The sequence below is a fragment of the Methyloversatilis sp. MC4-4 genome, from assembly GCF_049843555.1.
GTDB classification, from domain to species: Bacteria; Pseudomonadota; Gammaproteobacteria; order Burkholderiales; family Rhodocyclaceae; genus Methyloversatilis; species Methyloversatilis discipulorum_B.
On sequence record NZ_JBBHZK010000004.1, the window covers coordinates 242,049 to 261,067 of the forward strand.

21 protein-coding genes are annotated in these 19,019 nt (G+C 66.6%); 19 read left to right on the top strand and 2 right to left on the bottom strand.

From position 1 onward, the window contains the following. Positions 1-2 precede the first annotated feature (2 nt). From WDZ97_RS17120 to ruvA, 16 genes are all read left to right on the top strand, one after another. Positions 3-764, top strand: coding sequence for an NTP transferase domain-containing protein (locus tag WDZ97_RS17120; protein ID WP_425763550.1), 762 nt, complete (start codon positions 3-5; stop codon positions 762-764). Next, positions 712-1,497: a CDP-alcohol phosphatidyltransferase family protein gene (locus tag WDZ97_RS17125; RefSeq protein WP_425763551.1), complete on the top strand. Its 786-nt coding sequence runs from the start codon at positions 712-714 to the stop codon at positions 1,495-1,497. Before WDZ97_RS17120 ends, WDZ97_RS17125 begins: the two co-directional genes overlap by 53 nt. Beyond that, positions 1,494-2,495 (top strand): glycosyltransferase family 2 protein, encoded by a 1,002-nt coding sequence (locus WDZ97_RS17130; protein ID WP_425763552.1) that lies wholly within the window; start codon positions 1,494-1,496, stop codon positions 2,493-2,495. The genes WDZ97_RS17125 and WDZ97_RS17130 overlap by 4 nt, the downstream gene beginning before the upstream one ends. Beyond that, positions 2,495-3,463 carry a glycosyltransferase family 2 protein gene (locus tag WDZ97_RS17135; RefSeq protein WP_425763553.1) on the top strand — a complete coding sequence of 323 codons (969 nt, stop codon included), beginning with the start codon at positions 2,495-2,497 and terminating at the stop codon, positions 3,461-3,463. The genes WDZ97_RS17130 and WDZ97_RS17135 overlap by 1 nt, the downstream gene beginning before the upstream one ends. Then, the gene (locus tag WDZ97_RS17140; RefSeq protein WP_425763554.1) at positions 3,450-4,292 is read left to right on the top strand and encodes a class I SAM-dependent methyltransferase; all 843 of its coding nucleotides are present in this window, start codon (positions 3,450-3,452) and stop codon (positions 4,290-4,292) included. The genes WDZ97_RS17135 and WDZ97_RS17140 overlap by 14 nt, the downstream gene beginning before the upstream one ends. Continuing rightward, complete coding sequence (locus tag WDZ97_RS17145) at positions 4,289-5,020, top strand: glycosyltransferase family 2 protein (protein WP_425763555.1); 732 nt, start codon at positions 4,289-4,291, stop codon at positions 5,018-5,020. The genes WDZ97_RS17140 and WDZ97_RS17145 overlap by 4 nt, the downstream gene beginning before the upstream one ends. Before the next feature lie 32 nt (positions 5,021-5,052). Beyond that, positions 5,053-5,820 (top strand): glycosyltransferase family 2 protein, encoded by a 768-nt coding sequence (locus WDZ97_RS17150; RefSeq protein ID WP_425763556.1) that lies wholly within the window; start codon positions 5,053-5,055, stop codon positions 5,818-5,820. Beyond that, positions 5,817-6,743, top strand: a complete 927-nt coding sequence (locus WDZ97_RS17155) for an NAD-dependent epimerase/dehydratase family protein (protein WP_425763557.1) — start codon at positions 5,817-5,819, stop codon at positions 6,741-6,743. Before WDZ97_RS17150 ends, WDZ97_RS17155 begins: the two co-directional genes overlap by 4 nt. Further along, complete coding sequence (locus WDZ97_RS17160; protein WP_425763558.1) at positions 6,740-7,738, top strand: MraY family glycosyltransferase; 999 nt, start codon at positions 6,740-6,742, stop codon at positions 7,736-7,738. Before WDZ97_RS17155 ends, WDZ97_RS17160 begins: the two co-directional genes overlap by 4 nt. Positions 7,739-7,740: 2 nt before the next feature. After that, entirely contained in the window at positions 7,741-9,624 is a 1,884-nt protein-coding gene (locus WDZ97_RS17165) for a polysaccharide biosynthesis protein (RefSeq protein ID WP_425763559.1), read from the top strand. Beyond that, positions 9,621-10,436: a symmetrical bis(5'-nucleosyl)-tetraphosphatase gene (locus tag WDZ97_RS17170; protein WP_425763560.1), complete on the top strand. Its 816-nt coding sequence runs from the start codon at positions 9,621-9,623 to the stop codon at positions 10,434-10,436. Before WDZ97_RS17165 ends, WDZ97_RS17170 begins: the two co-directional genes overlap by 4 nt. A 79-nt stretch (positions 10,437-10,515) precedes the next feature. Next, positions 10,516-10,923 (top strand): PTS sugar transporter subunit IIA, encoded by a 408-nt coding sequence (locus WDZ97_RS17175; protein WP_019915689.1) that lies wholly within the window; start codon positions 10,516-10,518, stop codon positions 10,921-10,923. Further along, positions 10,910-11,179, top strand: coding sequence for an HPr family phosphocarrier protein (locus tag WDZ97_RS17180; protein ID WP_019915688.1), 270 nt, complete (start codon positions 10,910-10,912; stop codon positions 11,177-11,179). The genes WDZ97_RS17175 and WDZ97_RS17180 overlap by 14 nt, the downstream gene beginning before the upstream one ends. Beyond that, positions 11,180-12,928 (top strand): phosphoenolpyruvate--protein phosphotransferase, encoded by a 1,749-nt coding sequence (ptsP, locus tag WDZ97_RS17185; protein WP_425763561.1) that lies wholly within the window; start codon positions 11,180-11,182, stop codon positions 12,926-12,928. It begins immediately after the preceding gene. A 5-nt stretch (positions 12,929-12,933) separates the two neighbouring features. Continuing rightward, positions 12,934-13,470, top strand: coding sequence for a crossover junction endodeoxyribonuclease RuvC (gene ruvC, locus WDZ97_RS17190; protein WP_029644358.1), 537 nt, complete (start codon positions 12,934-12,936; stop codon positions 13,468-13,470). Between the two features lie 43 nt (positions 13,471-13,513). Further along, entirely contained in the window at positions 13,514-14,089 is a 576-nt protein-coding gene (ruvA, locus tag WDZ97_RS17195) for a Holliday junction branch migration protein RuvA (protein ID WP_304001560.1), read from the top strand. 59 nt (positions 14,090-14,148) lie between these two features. On the opposite strand, the gene WDZ97_RS17200 is transcribed toward ruvA, so the two are convergent. Both WDZ97_RS17200 and WDZ97_RS17205 read right to left on the bottom strand, forming a co-directional pair. Next, a complete protein-coding gene (locus tag WDZ97_RS17200; protein ID WP_425763562.1) occupies positions 14,149-15,285 on the bottom strand; it encodes an EAL and HDOD domain-containing protein in 1,137 nt (378 codons plus the stop codon). An 8-nt stretch (positions 15,286-15,293) separates the two neighbouring features. After that, complete coding sequence (locus WDZ97_RS17205) at positions 15,294-16,307, bottom strand: CDP-6-deoxy-delta-3,4-glucoseen reductase (RefSeq protein WP_425763563.1); 1,014 nt, start codon at positions 16,305-16,307, stop codon at positions 15,294-15,296. A gap of 22 nt (positions 16,308-16,329) precedes the next feature. On the opposite strand from WDZ97_RS17205, the gene WDZ97_RS17210 reads away from it, so the two are divergent. From WDZ97_RS17210 to WDZ97_RS17220, 3 genes are read left to right on the top strand one after another with little or no spacing between them, the layout of a single operon-like run. Next, positions 16,330-17,268 carry an SDR family oxidoreductase gene (locus WDZ97_RS17210; protein WP_425763564.1) on the top strand — a complete coding sequence of 313 codons (939 nt, stop codon included), beginning with the start codon at positions 16,330-16,332 and terminating at the stop codon, positions 17,266-17,268. Between the two features lie 11 nt (positions 17,269-17,279). Beyond that, complete coding sequence (locus tag WDZ97_RS17215) at positions 17,280-17,708, top strand: CopD family protein (RefSeq protein WP_425763565.1); 429 nt, start codon at positions 17,280-17,282, stop codon at positions 17,706-17,708. A gap of 3 nt (positions 17,709-17,711) precedes the next feature. Then, positions 17,712-18,986, top strand: a complete 1,275-nt coding sequence (locus WDZ97_RS17220) for a THUMP domain-containing class I SAM-dependent RNA methyltransferase (protein WP_425763566.1) — start codon at positions 17,712-17,714, stop codon at positions 18,984-18,986. Positions 18,987-19,019: the final 33 nt, after the last annotated feature.

Below are 19,019 nucleotides of genomic sequence, written 5' to 3' on the forward strand. Positions count from 1 at the left end.
GAATGAAGGCCCTGATACTTGCCGCGGGCGAGGGTACCCGCCTCCGTCCCTACACGCTGGATCGCCCGAAATGTCTGGTCGAGGTCGAGGGCGCGAGTCTGCTCGACCGCCAGCTCGCGGTTCTACGCAGCGAGGGCGTTGCCGACATCACGCTGGTAGGTGGCTATCGCAGTGACATGCTGAAGCGCCCGGGTCTGGGGCTGGAGCTGAATCCGCGTTACGCCGAGACCAATATGGTGTGGACGCTGTTCAGCGCAGAGTCGGCGCTGCAGGGCGAACTGGTGCTGGCCTATGGCGACATCGTCTATTCGCGCGACATCCTGCGTGCGTTGCTGGCGTCGACCGCCGATATCGCGGTGACCATCGATCTGGACTGGGAGCGATACTGGCGGGCGCGCAACGAGAACCCGCTGGATGATGCCGAGACACTGCGCATGGACGCCGCCGGTCATATCATCGAGATCGGACAGAAACCGCTGTCGCTGGACCAGATCCAGGGCCAGTACATGGGCCTGATGAAATTCTCGCCGCGCGGTCTCGACATCCTGCGCGACACCTTCCATCGCGCCCGGGCGGCCGGTTTGCTGCGAGGCAAATCGCCTGAGAAGGCCTACATGACCGATCTGCTGCAACTCATGATTGATGAGGGCAATGCTCTGTCGGCGGTCACGGTGAATGGCGGCTGGGTAGAGGTCGACACCGTGAGCGATCTTGAATCCGCGGTCACCCGCGAGCGCCTGGCCGGCATTGCGGCGGCGCTCTGAGGGCCCGTTTTCCGGCATGACTTCTCTCTTGGCCCGCGTGTTTTCCGACCGGTATGCGAACCACGGCACCATCGGCCACAACCTGCTGCTGCTGGCTATGTACCGTTTTGCCTTCCCGTTCGCCCGCGCGCTCAACGCGCTCGGCATGACGCCCAACCAGATCACGGCCCTGTCCTGCGCCGCCGCTGTAGCGGCCGCTGCGGCGTTGGTACTGCAGCCGGACGCTTGGCTGTTCGTCATTTTCTGGACGGTGTCGCTGCTGCTCGATTTCTGTGACGGCACGGTGGCGCGCATGTCCGACCGGGTGTCACGCAATGCCTTCCGCTTCGATCACATGAGCGATCTGGCCAAGGTGTCGCTGGTAATCGTTGCGGCCGGCTGGCGTCATCAGGATACCGCCCTGTGGCTGTTCGCCAGCGCTGCGCTGTTCGCTTTCCTGTACTACGCTGTCATCAGTCAGGAGTTGAAGGCGGTGCGCCTTCAACTGCCGGAGACGAATGCCGGGAGCGCGATCGCCAGCGGGGGCTTCCAGAGCCGGTTTCCGGCCCCGGTGCGCGTGCTCTACGCGGCGCTGGCTACCGTGAATGGTCACACGCTGCTCGTGTTCTTCGCATTGCCTTTCGGCCGCATCCCGGCCGCGCTCGCGCTGCTCTACCTGACGGCGGTCACGCTGTTCGGTGTGCTGATCCGCGTGCGTATCCTGCTCTCCCTGCCCAAGCCACGCAGGTCATGACCTTTCCGCTGATATCCATCTGCGTGCCGGCATACAACGGTGGCGCCCATCTCGAACGGCTGCTGGATGCCCTGCTGGCCCTCGGGCGCAGCGACTTCGAAATCGTCGTCACCGATGACTGTTCATTGGACGGCAGCTGGGAGGCGCTGACGCGCCGGGCATCGCTGGACGCTCGGCTGTGCTGCGAGCGCAATGCCGTCAACCTCGGCATGGATCGCAATTTCGCCCACGTCGCCTCGCTGGCGCGAGGCCAGTATCTGTGGTTCAGCGGTCAGGACGATCTCATCCAGGCAGACGGTCTGGCCCGTGTGCTCGACTTTCTCGCCGAGCGCCCCGATATCGACTTCGTCCTGATGAACCATGCCAAGCGCGTCGCCGGCCGCTTTGGCGAACACGTGGTGGAAGCGGCCCGGCTGGATCAGCACGTGTTCGGTGTCGGTCTGCAGAGCTATGTGACCCACACACGACACCACCTTCCGACCTTCCTTCCGACCTTCCTGATTCGCACCCAACTGTGGCGCAGTGTGGACGTGTCGCGCTATTTCGGCACCTGTTACTGTCAGGTCGGTGTCTTTCTGGAAGCCGCTCGCGACATCCGCTGGTGTCACTTCGCCGGCAACCATGTGATCGGCCTGCTGCCGCAGGATGGCTGGCAGGCGAATCCGTCGGCCTATGCGAAGATCGCGTTTGGTCATTTCGCGATGCTGGTGCGTGCAGCCACGCGTGCACCCTGGGTGACGCAGGACATGTTGCGCGCCTTTTTCCGTTTGCAGAAGCGCCGCCTGGTCTATTCGTTCATGCTGCTGCGCCATCACCGCCTGCAGATCGATCCTGCTCTCGTGGACGAGGTGACCGAGGCGGTACGCCCCTTTGCAGAGATTGCCCGCCCGGCGTCCATGGTGCGACTTGCTCCGAGGATGTCGAGTTCGCTGATGCTTGGCCTGATTGAATCGCGCCGGGCGCTGCGCGCACTGCTCAAGGCCCGACACCGCTCGTGATGGCGACCCTGAACTCAGTCAGTCGGGCCCCGGTCGCCCTCTTCGTCTACAACCGGCCGGACCACACGCGCCAGACGCTGGCTGCGCTGCGGACCAACACGCTTGCTAACGAGACGCCGCTCTATGTTTTTGCCGATGCGCCGCGGGATGAAGCCACCCGTGCTGCCCATGAGGAGGTGCTGGAGTGCGTGCGAGACGTGCAGGGCTTCGCGTCGGTCACGCTGATACGGCGCGAACACAACCTCGGCCTGGCGCGCTCGATCATCGACGGGGCTGGCTTGCTGTGCGCGCGGCATGGTCGGGTGATCGTGCTGGAGGACGACCTGATCACCTCGCCGCACTTCCTGCGCTACATGAACGATGCGCTTGACCATTATGCGGACGATGAGGCGGTGGGCTGCGTTTCCGCCTACATGTATCCGGTGAACGTGCCGGCCGGCATGCCGGATACCCTGTTGCTGCCGTTCCCGATGAGCTGGGGCTGGGCGACCTGGTCACGCGCCTGGCAGCTGTTCGAACCCGATGGCCGCAAGCTCGTACAGGCGCTTGAAGAGCGCGCTTTGACCGTGGCCTTCGACCGTGTCGGTCCCGGCAATTTCATGCGGATGCTGAACGACCAGATTTCCGGCCGGAATAACTCGTGGTTCATTCGCTGGCACGCCTCGCTGTACCTGGCGGGCAAGCTTTCGCTGGCACCGGTTCGATCGACCATTCGCAACATCGGGCTGGATGGCACCGGTGTTCATTGTTCGTCCTGGCGTTTCGATCCTTACCGGGTACAGCCGTCGCCCGTGCCGCTGACGGTGAGCGATGTGCCGCGTCGGCCAATACCCGAATTCGACCGCGCGCTGCGCGGCTTCTTCATCAAAAGTAAAATACTGCGCTACGCCAATGCACTGGATCGGTTGCTGTCCCGCACCCTGATTCGCGTGGGCATCAGAACCGGGGAGTCGAATGGGAAGCGCTGAGCCGATCAATTACCACTACGAAAAGCTTTACGGACAGGGCGAGAACGCTGCTGACATCGTACTGGCGATGGTGCCCGAGAACGCGCGGGTGCTCGAACTGGGCGCCGGTCCGGGCTCGATTACCCGCCGCCTCAAAGCCGAGCGGGCCAGCCGCGTCACCGCGGTGGAACTGGAGGCGTCCTTCCTGCCCCACCTTGCCCCCCATTGCGAGCGGGTGATTCAGGCTAATCTGAACGAAACGGCCTGGGTCGGCGAGGTCGGTGGCGAGCATTTCGACGCGCTGGTCGCGGCAGATGTGCTGGAGCACCTGAATCAGCCGCAGGATCTGCTCCGTGCCTGTGAGGCGCTGCTGACGCCCGAAGGCTGCGTGGTGATTTCCTTGCCCCACATCGGTCACGCGGTTATCCACGCCTGCCTGATGGACGAGGACTTCGAGTATCGCGACGCCGGTTTGCTGGACAGCACCCACATCCGCTTCTTCGGGCTGAAGAACATGCAGGCGCTGGTCGAAGGCGCCGGATTCAAGGTCGTCGAAGCCGGCTTCGTCAGCCGCGCGCCGGAGGACACTGAGTACGCCGACCTCTGGCGCCGCGCGCCGGACGATCTGAAGACCGCGGTGCTGCGCAATCCGCATGCCACGGTTTACCAGTGCGTGCTGCGCGCGGTGCGCGTGACCGCACCGGGCGATGCGCTGGACCTGATGTTGCTGGCTGGCCATGCGCCGCGGGTCACTCCCCTGATGCAGGTGAACCGGCTGCTCAAGCGCATGCTGCCGGTCAGCCTCTACCGTCTGTGCCGGCGGGCCTATGCCGCCGTGACGAGGGCATGATTTCGGTCTGCCTGGCCACCTGCAACGGGGAGCGTCATCTGCGGGCTCAGCTTGAATCGGTGCTGGGCCAGCTCGATCCAGGCGATGAACTGGTGATCGCAGACGACTGTTCGACCGATGGCACGTTGGAACTGATCAACGCATGCGGAGATTCGCGTATCCGGCTGCTGCGCGGCGAGCGCCGACTGGGCGTGGTGGCTAACTTCGGCCGAGCACTCGCCGCGGCGCGTGGCGACATCGTGTTCCTGTGCGATCAGGACGACGTTTGGCTGCCGAACAAGCGCTCGGTGTTTCTGGAAGCCCTGTCTGACGCGGATTTGGCGGTGTCAGACTGCCAGGTGACCGATGCCTCTCTTAACGTGATCGCACCGTCCTTCTTTGTGCTTCGGAGGTCGGCACCGGGCGTGCTGCGTAATCTGTGGCGCAACAGCTTTCTGGGCTGCTGCATGGCGTTTCGCCGCACTGTGCTCGCGCGTGCGCTACCCTTTCCGGACCGCCTGCCCATGCACGATACCTGGATCGGCCTGATCGCCACTGCGACCGGCCGCGTCCGTTTCGTGGCCGAGGTCACGCTGCTGTATCGTCGTCACGGTGCCAACGCATCGCCCACGGGCGAGCGCAGCCACTTCGGTGTCGTTGAGAGACTGATGCACCGCATCCGTTTCGCGTCCGCGCTGTGCGCGCGCCTGATTTCGCTCAAACTGTCACAGCGGCCCGGACCGGCATGATGTCGCCCGGTTGCCGCCCTCCGGGTACCTGAATGAAGATTTCCGTCATCACCGTCTGCTATAACTCTGCAGCGACCTTGGGCGATACGTTGGCTTCGGTGGCTACGCAGGACCACCCTGACATCGAACACATTGTGATCGACGGCGGTTCTGCCGACGGCACCCGGGCGCTGGTCGAGCGCGAGGGCGGCCATGTGAAGGTGTTCGTGTCCGAGCCCGATCAGGGCATCTATGACGCGATGAACAAGGGGCTGGCGCATGCCACCGGCGATGTCGTCGGTTTTCTGAATTCCGACGATGTCTATGCTCATCCCGGCGTGCTTTCGCGCATTGCGTCGGTCATGGCTGATCCGACGCTCGACGCCTGTTACGCCAATCTGTATTTCGTCGATCCGCAGCAGCTAGACCTGATCCGCCGTGTCTGGCGCTCGCGCGATTACGTGCCTGGTCTGTGCGCGCGCAGTGGCTGGATGCCTGCACACCCCACCTTTTACGCGCGCCGCAGCGTATATGCCGAGTACGGCGGCTTCAATCTCGACTATGCCTTGCAGTCCGATTTCGACATGGCGCTGCGGCTGCTCGACATTCATCACATCCGCACCCGCTTCGTGCCTGAATTCTGGGTCCGCATGCGCATGGGCGGCGCCAGCAATGCCAGCTTGCGCAACGTTCTGCGCGGAAATCTCGAAGCCTGGCGCGCCGTTCGTTCCCACAACATTCCGGTGCCGCCCTGGTTCATTCTGGTGAAGCTGGCCAGTCGTCTGAGCCAATTCGCTGATCGTTCGCTGGATATCCGATGAAGGTGCTCGTGACCGGAGCCACCGGCTTTGTAGGCCGCGAGACCACGCGCGCGCTGAGCGCGGCCGGACATCAGGTAAGTCCGGTGGTACGGGCGGGTGAAGGCTTCCGGGTAGCCGGCATTGACGGCAACACCGACTGGAGCGGCGCGTTCGAGGGCGTTCAGGCGGTGATTCACTTGGCGGCGCGGGTGCATCAGATGGATGACCGCTCGGCCGACCCTCTGGCGGCCTTCCGCGCGGTCAATACCGCCGGTGCTGAGCGTCTTGCGCGCGCAGCGGCGGCGGCTGGCGTGCTTCGTTTCGTGTTCGTCAGTTCGGTCAAGGCGGTTGGAGAGGCCAGTCCGCCGGACGGAGTGATCGACGAGACCACCCTACCACGGCCCACCGACCCTTACGGCATTTCGAAGTTCGAAGCTGAACAGGCGCTGCTAAAGATCGCCATGGACACCGGCATGCAGGTGGTGATCGTGCGTCCGCCACTGGTCTACGGCCCGGGTGTGAGCGCCAACTTCCGCGCGCTGGTACGCGCAGTGGCGCACGGCTGGCCCCTGCCGCTGGCCTGCGTGCGCAACCGCCGCAGCTTGGTGGCGGTCGGCAATCTGGCCGATGCGCTGCGCTGCTGTGTCGAGCATCCGGCGGCGGCAGGCCGTACCTATTTCGTTACCGATGGCGAAGATGTCGGCACCGCAGAACTTTGCCGGCGCATCGGTCGGGCGCTTGGGCGGCCTGCCCGGCTCCTGCCGGTGCCGGTCGTCCTGCTCCGGCTGGCCGGGACGCTGACTGGGCGTTCGGCGGCGGTCGACCGGCTGACCGGATCGCTGGTGTTGGACGGCAGCCGCATTCGGCGCGAACTGGGCTGGCAGCCGCCGCAGACCATGGACGAGGCGCTGAAGGCCATGGTGGCCGCGGAATGCGCGTCATGAGCATGCAGCTCTGGCTGGTGCCGCTGATCGCCTGGGTGGTTGCCACCCTGTGCCTGCACTGGTTACTGGGCGCCGGGCGTGACCGGATGGCGCTTGATCGCCCCAATGAACGTTCGCTACACAGCCAGCCGGTGCCACGCAGCGGCGGGTTGGCCGTGATGGCGGGCTGCTTGTGCGCGTTGCTGCTGATCGATCTGCCCGGGCGCTGGGTGCTGCTGGCAGCGCTGATGCTCCTGATCGGCATCTCTCTGGCCGACGATTTCCGCAATCTGTCCGCGGGGCTGCGCTTCGCGGTACATGGCATGGCAGCCTCCGGTGTTGCGCTCGGTCTGCTGCCTGACAGTCTGGGCTGGCCAATGGCGCTGGCGGCGGTGCCGGCCATCGTGTGGATGACCAACCTGTTCAATTTCATGGACGGCTCCGACGGATTGGCCGGTGGTATGGCGCTGTTCGGTTTCGCCACGCTTGGCGGTGCGGCGCTCGTTGCCGGTGATGCCGGCATGGCCGCGCTCTGTCTGGCCATCGCCGCGGCCGCGCTGGCCTTTCTGCGGGCGAACTGGCATCCGGCGCGCATCTTCATGGGTGATGGCGGCTCAGTGCCGCTCGGTTTTGCCGCGGCCACGCTCGGACTGGTCGGCATGGCACGCGGGCTGTGGCCGGGCTGGCTGCCGTTGCTTGCCTTCTCGATGTTCATTTTCGATGCCTCGCTCACGCTGGCGCGGCGCGCCTTGCGGGGCGAGAAGGTTTGGCGAGCGCATCGCACCCACTACTACCAGCGCATGGTGCGCATGGGATTGGGTCATGCGCGCACCGCGAAGCTGTGTTACGTTGCCATGGCCGGCAGTGGGGGCTCGGCCCTACTGGCACATGCGCTGGTGCCGGACCATGGCGGCTGGTTGCTCCCCGTCTGGCTCATGGTTTACGCGTTCGCCGCCCGCCTCATTGATCTGCGCTGGCAACGCTTTCAGGCTTCAAATCCGGACTCCGCCCGCTGAACATGCCGTTTTCACGTTCTGCTCTCGTCTTCCTGAGTGACGTTTCGCTTGCCGCCTTGGCATGGTGGGGCGCCTTCCTGCTGCGCTTCAACTTCGCTATTCCACCCAATTTCGAGCACAGCATGCTGTACGCGATGCCCTTCATCGTCGCCGTGCAAGCCTTGGTATTCCGCGGTTTCGGCCTCTATCAGGGCATCTGGCGCTTTGCCAGCCTGCCCGATCTGCAGCGGCTGGTTCGTGCGATCGGTGCGGCCGCCGTGCTCGGACCGGTCGTCGTTTGGCTGCTGCAGGGCAAGGGCGTGGTGCCGCGCTCTGTCTATGTGCTCGATCCTATCCTGTTGCTGATGCTGATGGGCGGCGGTCGCTTCGCCTATCGCGCATGGCGCGAGCACCGCGAGTTCGGGTCGCTGATGGCCAAAGGCAAGCCGGTACTCATCCTCGGTGCTGGCGAGGCGGCGGTTCGTCTGTTGCGCGAACTGGTCCGGTCAGGACAATGGCGCGTGGTCGGCCTGCTCGATGACAACATCCGCAAGCACGATCGCACCGTATATGGACTCCGGGTGCTTGGCGCGATCCGCGATCTCGAGCGCTTCGCACGCGAGTTGAAGGTGTCGCACGCCATCATCGCCATGCCCAACGCGTCGCACGAGGTGCGGCGCGAAGCGGCGAACGCCTGCGTGCGTGCCGGCGTAAAGCCGATGACAGTGCCGTCCTTTGACGACCTGATCAGCGGCAAGGTGGCGGTTGCTGCAGTACGCGAGGTCGAGGTCGAGGATCTGCTCGGTCGCGATCCGGTCAAGATCGATGCGCCGCGACTGCGTCAGCTGATCGAGGGACAGGTGGTGATGGTCACCGGCGCTGGCGGTTCGATCGGTTCCGAGCTTTGCCGCCAGATCGCACGGTTCTCGCCGTCGGCCATCGTCGCCTTTGAGCGCAGCGAGTTCTTCCTGTACACGCTGGTCGAGGAGTTCGCCGAGCTGTTTCCGCACGTGCGTATCGAGCCGGTGATCGGAGATGTGCGCGAGGAAGCCCGCCTGCTGGCGACGATGTCGCGCTTCAGGCCAGTGGTGGTGTTTCATGCGGCGGCTTACAAGCATGTGCCGCTGATGGAGGATGTGAACGCGGCGGAAGCCGTGCGCAACAACGTCGGCGGCACGCTGGCCGCGGCACGGGCTGCGCAGGCCAGCGGCGTACCGCGTTTCGTGCTGGTGTCGACCGACAAGGCGGTGAATCCGGTCAACGTGATGGGCGCGACCAAGCGGCTGGCCGAGATGGGCTGCCAGGCGCTGGCGGCGCGCGGTGGCGATACCCTGTTCAGTACGGTGCGCTTCGGCAACGTACTGGGCAGTGCCGGCAGCGTCATCCCGAAGTTCCAGGAACAGATCGCCCGTGGCGGTCCGGTCACGGTCACTCACCCGGACATCATCCGTTACTTCATGTCCATCCCCGAGGCGGCACAACTGGTGCTGCAGGCGGCGCTGATGGGCGAGGGCGGGGAGATTTTCGTGCTCGACATGGGCGAACCGGTGCGCATTGCCGATCTGGCGCGCGACATGATTCGCCTGTCCGGTGCGTCGGAATCCGAGGTGAAGATCGAGTTCACTGGACTGCGCCCGGGCGAAAAGTTGTACGAGGAGCTGTTGGCCAGCGACGAGACGACGCGCCCCACCCATCACCCGAAGGTGCGCATCGCGCGTGCGCGGGCGATCGACGACGCACTGTGGCTGGGCCGGCTCGAGCGCTGGCTGACCGGCCCCTTGCCGGCCGAGCCGGCCGCCGTGCGCGCCGAACTGGCGCAATGGGTGCCGGAATACGTACCGCAGGGTGACGGCCCGGCACCGTCGCCGGCCCCGTCCGGCGAGGTTCGCAGCGGTACCGGCGCATGAGCACCTGGGCGATCGGCGATCTGCAGGGTTGTTTCGACCCGCTCGAAACGCTGCTCGAGCGCTGCGGCTTCGATCGCCGTCGTGACCGGCTGTGGTTTGTCGGCGATCTGGTCAATCGTGGTCCGAAGTCGCTGGAAACCCTGCGTTTCGTGCGCGATCTCGGCGACGCTGCGGTGACCGTGCTCGGCAACCACGACCTGTCGCTGCTGATGATCGCCGCCGGTCACGGCAAACAGCACCGGCTGGACACCTTCCACCACGTACTCGACGCGCCTGACCGCGACGAGCTGCTGGCCTGGTTGCGCGAGCGGCCGATGATGCACGTCGAGGGCGGATTCGCGATGGTGCATGCGGGCCTGCTGCCGCAGTGGGACGTGGTGCAGGCGATGCTGCTCGCGCGCGAGGTCGAGGACGCGCTGCGCGGGCCGCAGCACGCCGAGTTCATGCACCGCATGTGGGGCAGCGAACCGGCAGCCTGGAGCGATACGCTGACCGGCTGGGACCGCCTGCGCGTCATCGTCAATGCGCTTACGCGCATGCGCTTCTGCACGCCGGCCGGTCACATGGAGTTCTTCAGCAAGGGGTCGCCGGACGAGCCTCCGCCCGGACACCTGCCGTGGTTCGACGTTGAGGCCGCGCGCTGGCGCACGCACACCGTCGTGTGCGGCCACTGGTCGGCGCTGGGCTATCGCCGCGCTTCCAATCTGATCGCGCTGGACTCGGGTTGCCTGTGGGGCGGCGAGCTCACCGCGGTGCGGCTGGAAGACCACGCCGTGGTACAGGTGCCTTGCGAGCGCTGCGCCCGCTTCTGATCTGCGCAGTTCGCCGTGCCGGCATCCCGGTTCAAGCCGGTTGCAGCGCTTAGAATGCCGCCAAGGGAGAATTCAAACGATGATCGGCCTGTTCCTCATTACGCACAGCAGCTACGGCGAGTCGCTGATCCAGTGCGCCTGCCACGTGCTCAACACACGGCCGGCGCAGATCGCGCAGCTCGGCGTGTCCGGGCAGGACGATCCGCTGGACCTGCTGCCGCTGGCGCGACGGATGATGTCCGTCGTCGACAGCGGGGAAGGCGTGCTGCTGCTGACCGATATCTTCGGCGCAACGCCGTCCAATCTGGCGCTCAAGCTGTGCGTGCCGGACAAGGTCGAGGCGGTGTCCGGCGTCAATCTGCCCATGCTGCTGCGCACGCTGACCTATCGCGAGCGCGAAACGCTGCACGGGCTGGTCAACAAGGCGGTCAGCGGTGGCCGTGACGGAGTGATGGCGATGAAGGTGGGGCGCGATGCCAAGACGTGAGATCGAAATCACCAACAAGCTGGGCCTGCACGCGCGCGCCTCGGCCAAGCTGACCCAGATCGCCAGCCGTCACGGCTGCGAGGTGTGGCTGGAGCGCAATGGGCGACGCATCAATGCGAAGAGCATCATGGGTGTCATGATGCTGGCGGCCGCCAAGGGCTCGGTCATCGTCATCGAGACCGAAGGCGCCGACGCCGACGCTGCCATGGCTGCACTGGTCGCGCTGATCGAGGACAAGTTCGGCGAGGGCGAGTAAGTGACCTTCACGCTGCACGGTCTCGCCGTTTCCGGCGGCATCGCGATCGGCCACGCCTATCTGGTGTCGCACGCGACGCTCGAGGTGGCCCATTATTCGCTGCCGCCGCGCAAGGTCGATGACGAAGTGGTCCGGCTGGGCCGCGCCTTCGACGCCGTGCGCGCCGAACTGGCCGAGCTGCGCAGCGGCCTGCTGAACGACGGCACCGAGGCGCGCGGCGAACTGCTCGCTTTCGTCGACCTGCACAGCATGATTCTCGACGATCCGCTGCTGCTCGACGAGGCCGGCGCGTACATCCGCAGCCGTCGCTGCAACGCCGAGTGGGCGATCAAGCGGCAGATGGACCGGCTGGTCGAGCAGTTCGAACAGATCGACGACGCCTACCTGCGCAGCCGCAGCGCCGACGTGGTGCAGGTGGTCGAGCGCGTGATCAAGGCGCTGGCCGGCAAGCGCAATCGCGTCAGTACCCGCCGGCGCGACACCGACAGCATCGTCGTCGCACACGACCTGTCCCCGGCCGACACCATACAGTTCAAGGCGCAGCGCATCGCGGCCTTCGTGACCGACCTCGGCGGTGCCACCTCGCACACCGCCATCGTCGCCCGCAGCCTGGCGATTCCCGCGCTGGTCGGCATGCATCAGGCGCGCCGGCTGATCCAGGACGACGACATGCTCATCGTCGACGGCGTGCGCGGTGTGCTCATCATCAATCCGGACGAGCGCATCCTCGACGAATACCGGCTGCGTGCGCGCGAGATCGAGATTGAGCGCTCGAAGCTGAAGCGCCTGACCGGCGCCGTTGCCACCACGCTCGACGGCGAGGCGGTGCAACTGTTCGCCAACATCGAACTGCCGCAGGACGTCGAACAGGTGCGCGAGGTCGAGGCCGACGGCATCGGCCTGTTCCGCACCGAGTTCATGTTCCTGAACCGCGACGACCTGCCGGACGAAGACGAACAGTTCGAGGCCTACCGCAGCGTGGTGCAGGCGATGAAGGGCAAGCCGGTCACCCTGCGCACGCTGGACATCGGCGCCGACAAGGCGCTGCGCGGCGCCGAACGCAGCGAGGCGAACCCGGCGCTGGGTCTGCGCGCGATCCGCTACTGCCTGGCCGAGCCGCGCATGTTCGTCACCCAGCTGCGCGCCATCCTGCGCGCCGCGCACTACGGCAAGGTGCGCATCATGCTGCCCATGGTGGCCTTCCAGCACGAGATCGAATCGGCGCTGGCGATGGTCGCGCTGGCCAAGCAGCAGCTGCGTGAGGCGAACCGCAAGTTCGACGACCGTGTCGAGATCGGTGCCATGGTCGAGATCCCGGCTGCGGCGCTGGCGCTCGGCACCCTGATGAACCACTTCAGCTTCCTGTCCATCGGCACCAACGACCTGATCCAGTACACGCTGGCGATCGACCGCGCCGACGAGGCGGTGGCGCACCTTTACGACCCGCTGCATCCGGCCGTCCTGCGTCTGGTGCAGCAGGTGATCGCGCAGGCCAAGCGGGCCGGCATGCCGGTGGCGGTGTGCGGCGAAATGGCCGGCGAGCCGCAGTTCGCGCGCCTGCTGCTGGGCATGGGCCTGCGCCAGTTCTCGATGCATCCGTCGCAGCTACTTGAAGTGAAGCGCGAGGTACTGCGCTGCGACTGCGGCGACATCGCGCCGCGCGTGATCAAGCTGCTGCGTTCCGACGACCCGATCCGCATCCGCGAGCAACTCGAGCGCATCAACGCCGGCAGCGGCATCGTGCAGTGAGCGGCATGCGCATACTGGGCATCGATCCCGGCCTGCGCATCACTGGCTTCGGCGTGCTCGAAGCCGAGGGCGCGAAGCTGCGTTACGTCGCCAGCGGCCGCATCACCTCGAACGAACGCGAGCCGCTGCCGTCGCGCATCGCCACGCTGTTCGCTGGCATCCGCGAGGTGGTCGACACCTGGCAGCCGACGCATGCGGCGGTGGAAATCGTCTTCGTGAACGTGAACCCGCAATCGACGCTGCTGCTCGGCCAGGCGCGCGGTGCCGCGCTGTCGGCGCTGACCGCCACCGGCCTGCCGGTCGCCGAGTACACCGCGCTGCAGGTGAAGCAGGCGGTGGTCGGGCACGGCAAGGCGAACAAGGAACAGGTGCAGTACATGGTGGCCCGCCTGCTGGCGCTGGCCGCGGCGCCCGGCACCGACGCCGCAGACGCGCTGGCCTGCGCCATCTGCCACGCGCACGCTGCGCGTGGCATGGGCGCCATCGGCGGCCCCGGCGCGCGCCGTCGCGGCGGGCGTATCATCGCGCGTCGTCCGGCCTGACCGCATCCGTCGCGGCAAGCGCCCACAGTCTCCCGGAGTTTTCATGATCGGTCGCCTCACCGGCTCACTGCTGGAAAAGAACCCGCCGCGCATCCTGCTCGACGTGCAGGGCGTGGGCTATGAAGTCGATGTGCCGATGAGCACCTTCTACAACCTGCCCGCCATCGGCGAGCGGGTGACGCTGCACACGCATTTCGTCGTGCGCGAGGACGGGCATTTCCTGTTCGGCTTCGGCGCGCCGGCCGAGCTGGCGGCTTTCCGCCAGCTGGTGAAGATCAGCGGCATCGGCCCGCGCATGGCGCTGGCCGTGCTGTCGGGCATGTCGGTCGATGAACTTGCGCGCGTGGTGGCGATGCAGGAGGCGGGCCGGCTGACCAAGATTCCGGGCATCGGCAAGAAGACCGCCGAGCGCCTGCTGCTGGAACTTCGCGACAAGCTGATGCCCACCGCGTCGCTGGCTGCCGCGGTCGCGCCCGATGCCGGCGCCGACATCCTGAACGCGCTGATGGCGCTCGGCTACAGCGACCGCGAGGCGCAGGCGGCGCTGAAGACGCTGCCGGAAGGCGTCAGCGTGTCGGATGGCATCCGCCAGGCCCTGAAGGCACTGTCGAAGGCCTGATACGGCCGGGACTCACACCGCGGGAGCGGCCTCCGCTGCGCGGTCTTCGGAACCGGAACTCAGAACTCCAGCGTGTCGGCGAACTTCAGCGCCGACAGCTGGGCGCGATTGACGGCATCGGCGCTCAGGCCGAGTGCGTGCGTCAGTTCAGACAGCGCGTCCGCCGAGGCGTCCTCGCAGGCACGGGCCAGCTTCAGGAAGGGGGTATAGGCGCCGTCCTGGCCGAGCAGGGCATCGCTGATGCGGTCCGGCAGCGACATTTCTTCCAGCACCTTGTCCATCGGCGCGCCGAGCAGGCGGTCGAGCAGCGAAAAGGCGCCGGTGATGAACAGGTTGTCGTGTTCCTCGCGCGGGAAGAACTCGGCGCCCAGTACCTCCATCAGCCGGCCGCGGGCGATCGCCGCCTGCATCAGCGCCGGCGCCGACGGGTCCTTGCCGGCGGTCACCAGCAGCAGCGACAGCCACTTGTTCAGCTTTTCGTAGCCGAGGATGACCACCGCGTGGCGGAAGGACTGCACCTGGCACATCAGGCCGAAGCCGGCCGAATTGATGTAGCGCAGCAGCTTGAAGGACAGCGCCACGTCCTGCTTCATCGCGTCCTCGATCTGCTTCGGGTCGGCGTTGCGGCGGACCAGATTCAGCACGCGCACGATCTGCGCGTGCGCCGGTGCGAGCTTCTTCGCCGTGGTCTGTCCGGCCTTGAAGAACCAGCCGGCGGCACCGCCGTAACCGGCCTTGATCGCGGCGTCGAAGGCGGCCGGCTCGTCGATGCCGGTGGCGATCAGGATGCCCGGCACGCGGATGGTGACCGGCTGCACGCGGGCGTCGGCCATCACGAAGCGGAAGGCGAGGCCGGCCGGTATGTCGGTGCCGGCCTTGTAGTCGGACAGCACCAGCGGCAGGCCTGACTGAGCCAGTTGCGAAACCGCCTGCGCGGTCACCGGGTCGGCCAGCGAGGGCGCGGCGACCTCCAGCATGGCGCCTTCGGGCGCGATCCAGTCGGCCAGCGTGGCGTCCGGCCGGCAGCCGGCGAGGCCGACGAAGACCGGGCGCGCCAGCGGCCAGTCATCGCCGATCGATTCGAGCGCGGCCACCGCCGTCGCGCAGTCGGGTGCGTGCACGCGCAGCCGTGTGGCAGTGATCGCCCGCTGCTTGTTGACCACCGGTTCCCGGGTGAAGAAAACGTCCTGGTCCATTACGTCGATTACGTTGAATAGGTGAAGGAATCAGCGTGAAAGTGTTCTATCGGCAGACGGCACTGGCGGGTGAAGTCCTCCTTCGCCGCATCGATCATCGCCGGGCCGCCACAGGCATAGACCTGATGACCCGACAGGTCGGGCAGATCGGCCATGACGACCTGATGGACGAAGCCTGTGCGGCCGTCCCACGCGTCACCGGCTGCCGGCTCCGACAGCACCGGCACATAGCGGAAGCCGGGCAGGGCGCCGACCCAGCTCTGGGCCAGTTCGTGCATGTACAGATCCTGCTTCGTGCGCGCACCCCAGTAAAGCGTGATCGGCTGCGTGTAGCCGATCTTGATCGCGTGCTCGATCACCGCCTTGATCGGCGCGAAACCGGTGCCACCGGCCAGCATGACCACCGGCCGCTCGACGTCCTCGCGCAGGAAGAAACTGCCGTGCGGGCCTTCGAAACGCAGGATGTCGCGTTCCTTCATCGCACCGAACACGTGACCGGTGAAATGGCCGCCCGGCACTTCGCGGATGTGCAGCGTGATGAATTCGTCGTCGTGCGGCGCATTGGCAATCGAGAAGCTGCGGCGCTTGCCTTCCTTCAGCAGGAAGTCGATGTACTGGCCGGCCAGGAACTGCAGGCGTTCGTTGGCCGGCAACTTCAGTTTGAGCAGCATCACGTCGGGCGCGAGCTTCTGCATCTCCTGCACGCGGGTGGGCAGCGTGCGTACGGCGATGTCCTTCAGACCGCCCACTTCGCGGCATTCCAGCTGCAGGTCCGAACAGGCGGTGGCGACGCAGAACAGCGCATAGCCCTGGGCCTTCTCGGCCTCGGTCAGCTTGGCGGCCTGGTACTTGCCGTAATCGACGGTGCCCGACAGCACCTTGCCCTTGCACGAACCGCAGGCGCCGTTGCGGCAGCCGTAGGGCAGGTTGAAGCCGGCGGCCAGGGCGGCGTCGAGCAGGCGGGTTTCGGAATCGGTGGTGAAGTGATGCTGGCTGGGCTGGAGCGTGACCTGATAGGACATGGCTGCGTGAGACAATCCGGTAATGAAGATGACGAGCAGACCGCGACGCGCCACCCCCGCAAACTGGTGCGGCGCCCGGTCAAGACTGCTGATTGTAGGCTGTGGCGACGTTGCGCGTCGCGCCCTGCCGTGGCTTGCCCGCCGGATACGCGTGCTGGCGCTGGTGCGCAGCGACGCCGCGGCGGCCGACTTGCGCCCGCTGGGCGTGCGCTGCGTGCGCGCCGACCTCGATGAGCGGCGCAGCCTTCGGCGCGTTGCCGCGCTCGCCAGCCGGGTGTGGCATTTCGCGCCACCGCCGAATTCGGGGTCGGCGACCGACCCGCGCAGCCGGGCGCTGGTCGACACGCTGGCGCGCGCCGGTCGCGTGCGTCGGCTCTGTTACATCAGCACCAGCGGCGTCTACGGCGACTGCGGCGGTGCCCTCGTGCCGGAGAGCCGGCCGTTGCGGCCGGCCAGCGCGCGCGGCAAGCGACGGGTCGATGCCGAGCGCGCCGTGCGCACGCTGGCGCGGCGCGGCGTTGCCGTGTCCATCCTGCGGGCGCCCGGCATCTACGGGCCGGACCGCCTGCCGCTGGAGCGGCTGCAGCGTGGTGATCCGGTGCTGCAGGCCGACGACGACGTGCACACCAATCACATCGACGCTGGAGATCTCGCCCGCCTGGCCTGGGCCGCGCTGCACCGCGCCCGCGGCGGCCGCACCTTCAACGCCAGCGACGACACCCGGCTGAAGATGGCCGACTATTTCGACCGCGTCGCCGACGCCTTCGCGCTGCCGCGACCGCCGCGCGTCACGCGCGCAGAAGCGGCGCAGAAGCTGTCGCCGATGACGCTTTCCTTCATGGGTGAGTCGCGCGTGCTCGACAACCGCCGCATGAAGCGCGAACTGCGCGTCCGGCTGGCCCGGCCCGACGTCGACGCCGTGCTCGCCGCCGCACTGAAAACCCCTTCCACGACCTCCTGATCCTGTCGACCATGCAAAGCAGCTACCTGTGGGCCAAGGCCCTGCACATCGTTTTCGTCACCAGCTGGTTCGCCGGCCTGTTCTACCTGCCGCGCATCTTCGTCAATCTGGCCATGCTCGGGCCGGACGAAACCGCGGTGCGCGACCGCCTGCTGCTGATGTCGCGCAAGCTGCTGCGCTTCATGGGGCCGCTGGCCGGGCTGGCGGTCGGTTTCGGCCTCTGGCTGTGGCTGGGCGAAGGCATTTCCGGCGGCTGGATGCACGCCAAGCTCACGCTGGTGCTGCTGCTGGTCGGCTATCACCACTACTGCGCGCGCCTGCTGCGCGACTTCGAGGCCGGGCGCAACACGCGCAGCCACGTGTGGTACCGCTGGTTCAACGAAGCACCAGTGCTGGTGTTGTTCGTGGTCGTCATCCTCGTCGTGCTGAAGCCTTTCTGATCCATGAACACACCACCGAACGCATCGAATGCCCCCAAGCCCGGCGTGCGCGCCGTCCGTCGCGTCGTCCGCGAGGAGCCGGAACTGAAGTCCGGCCAGTACTTCTTCTCGCCCTGTCCGCGCGGCCTCGAACCGGTGCTGGCCGACGAGCTGACGCGGCTCGGCGCCGCCGAAGTCAAGGTCGTGCCGGGCGGCGTCGGCTTCACCGGCGACTGGAAGCTGGCCTACACCGTCAACCTGGAAAGCCGCATCGCCACCCGCGTGCTGTGGCGCGTCGGCCAGGGGCCGTACCGCAAGGAACACGACATCTTCAAGCTCGCCTACGGCCTGCCGTGGGAGCGCTGGTTCAGCCCCAAGCGCACGCTGCGCGTCTACACGACCGCGGTGCGCTCGCCGCTGAAGAGCGTTGATTTCGTGACGCTGCGCGTGAAGGACGCGATCTGCGACCGCATGCGCGAACAGACCCGGCAGCGGCCCAGCATCGATACCGCCAATCCGGACGTGCGCGCCCACGTCTTCCTGACCGACCGCGAAGCCACGCTCTACCTCGATACCTCGGGCGAGCCGCTGTACAAGCGCGGCTTCAAGGTGGCGGCGGTCGAGGCGCCGATCAAGGAAAACCTCGCCGCCGGCATCATCATGCTGTCCGGCTGGGACCGGGTGGAGCCTTTCTTCGATCCGATGTGCGGCAGCGGCACCTTCCTGATCGAAGCCGCGCAGATGGCGCTCGACATCGCGCCCGGCCTGGGTCGCAGCTTCGCCTTCGAAAAGCTCACGCCATTCAGCGCGGCCGTATGGACGACGATACGTGATGCCGCCGCCGCGCGCGCCCAGCCACCGCGCGAACTGCCCATCTTCGGCTCCGACATTTCCGGCCGCGAACTGGCTCGCACCAAGGAAAACCTGCAGGCGGCGAAGCTGCCCTGGGTGGTGCGGGTGGAGGGCGCGGATGTGCTTGACCGCGATCCGCCGGCCGACCACGGCGTCATGGTGACCAACCCGCCCTACGGCGTGCGGCTGGAAGACAAACCGGCGCTGGACGCCTTCTACCCGAAGCTGGGCGACCTGCTGAAGCAGCGCTACGCCGGCTGGCGCTGCCATTTCATCACCGCCGATCCCGACTTCCCCAAGCTGATCAAGCTGAAGGCCAGCCGGCGCACGCCGCTGTTCAACGGCGCGCTTGAATGCCGGCTGTTCGAGTACCGCATGGTCGAGGGCAGCCTGCGCACGCGCCGCGCCGGCACCGACGACGAACCGGGCAGCGCCGGGCCGGTCTGACCGGCAAGCGGCGCGTTTGCGCCGATCCGGAGG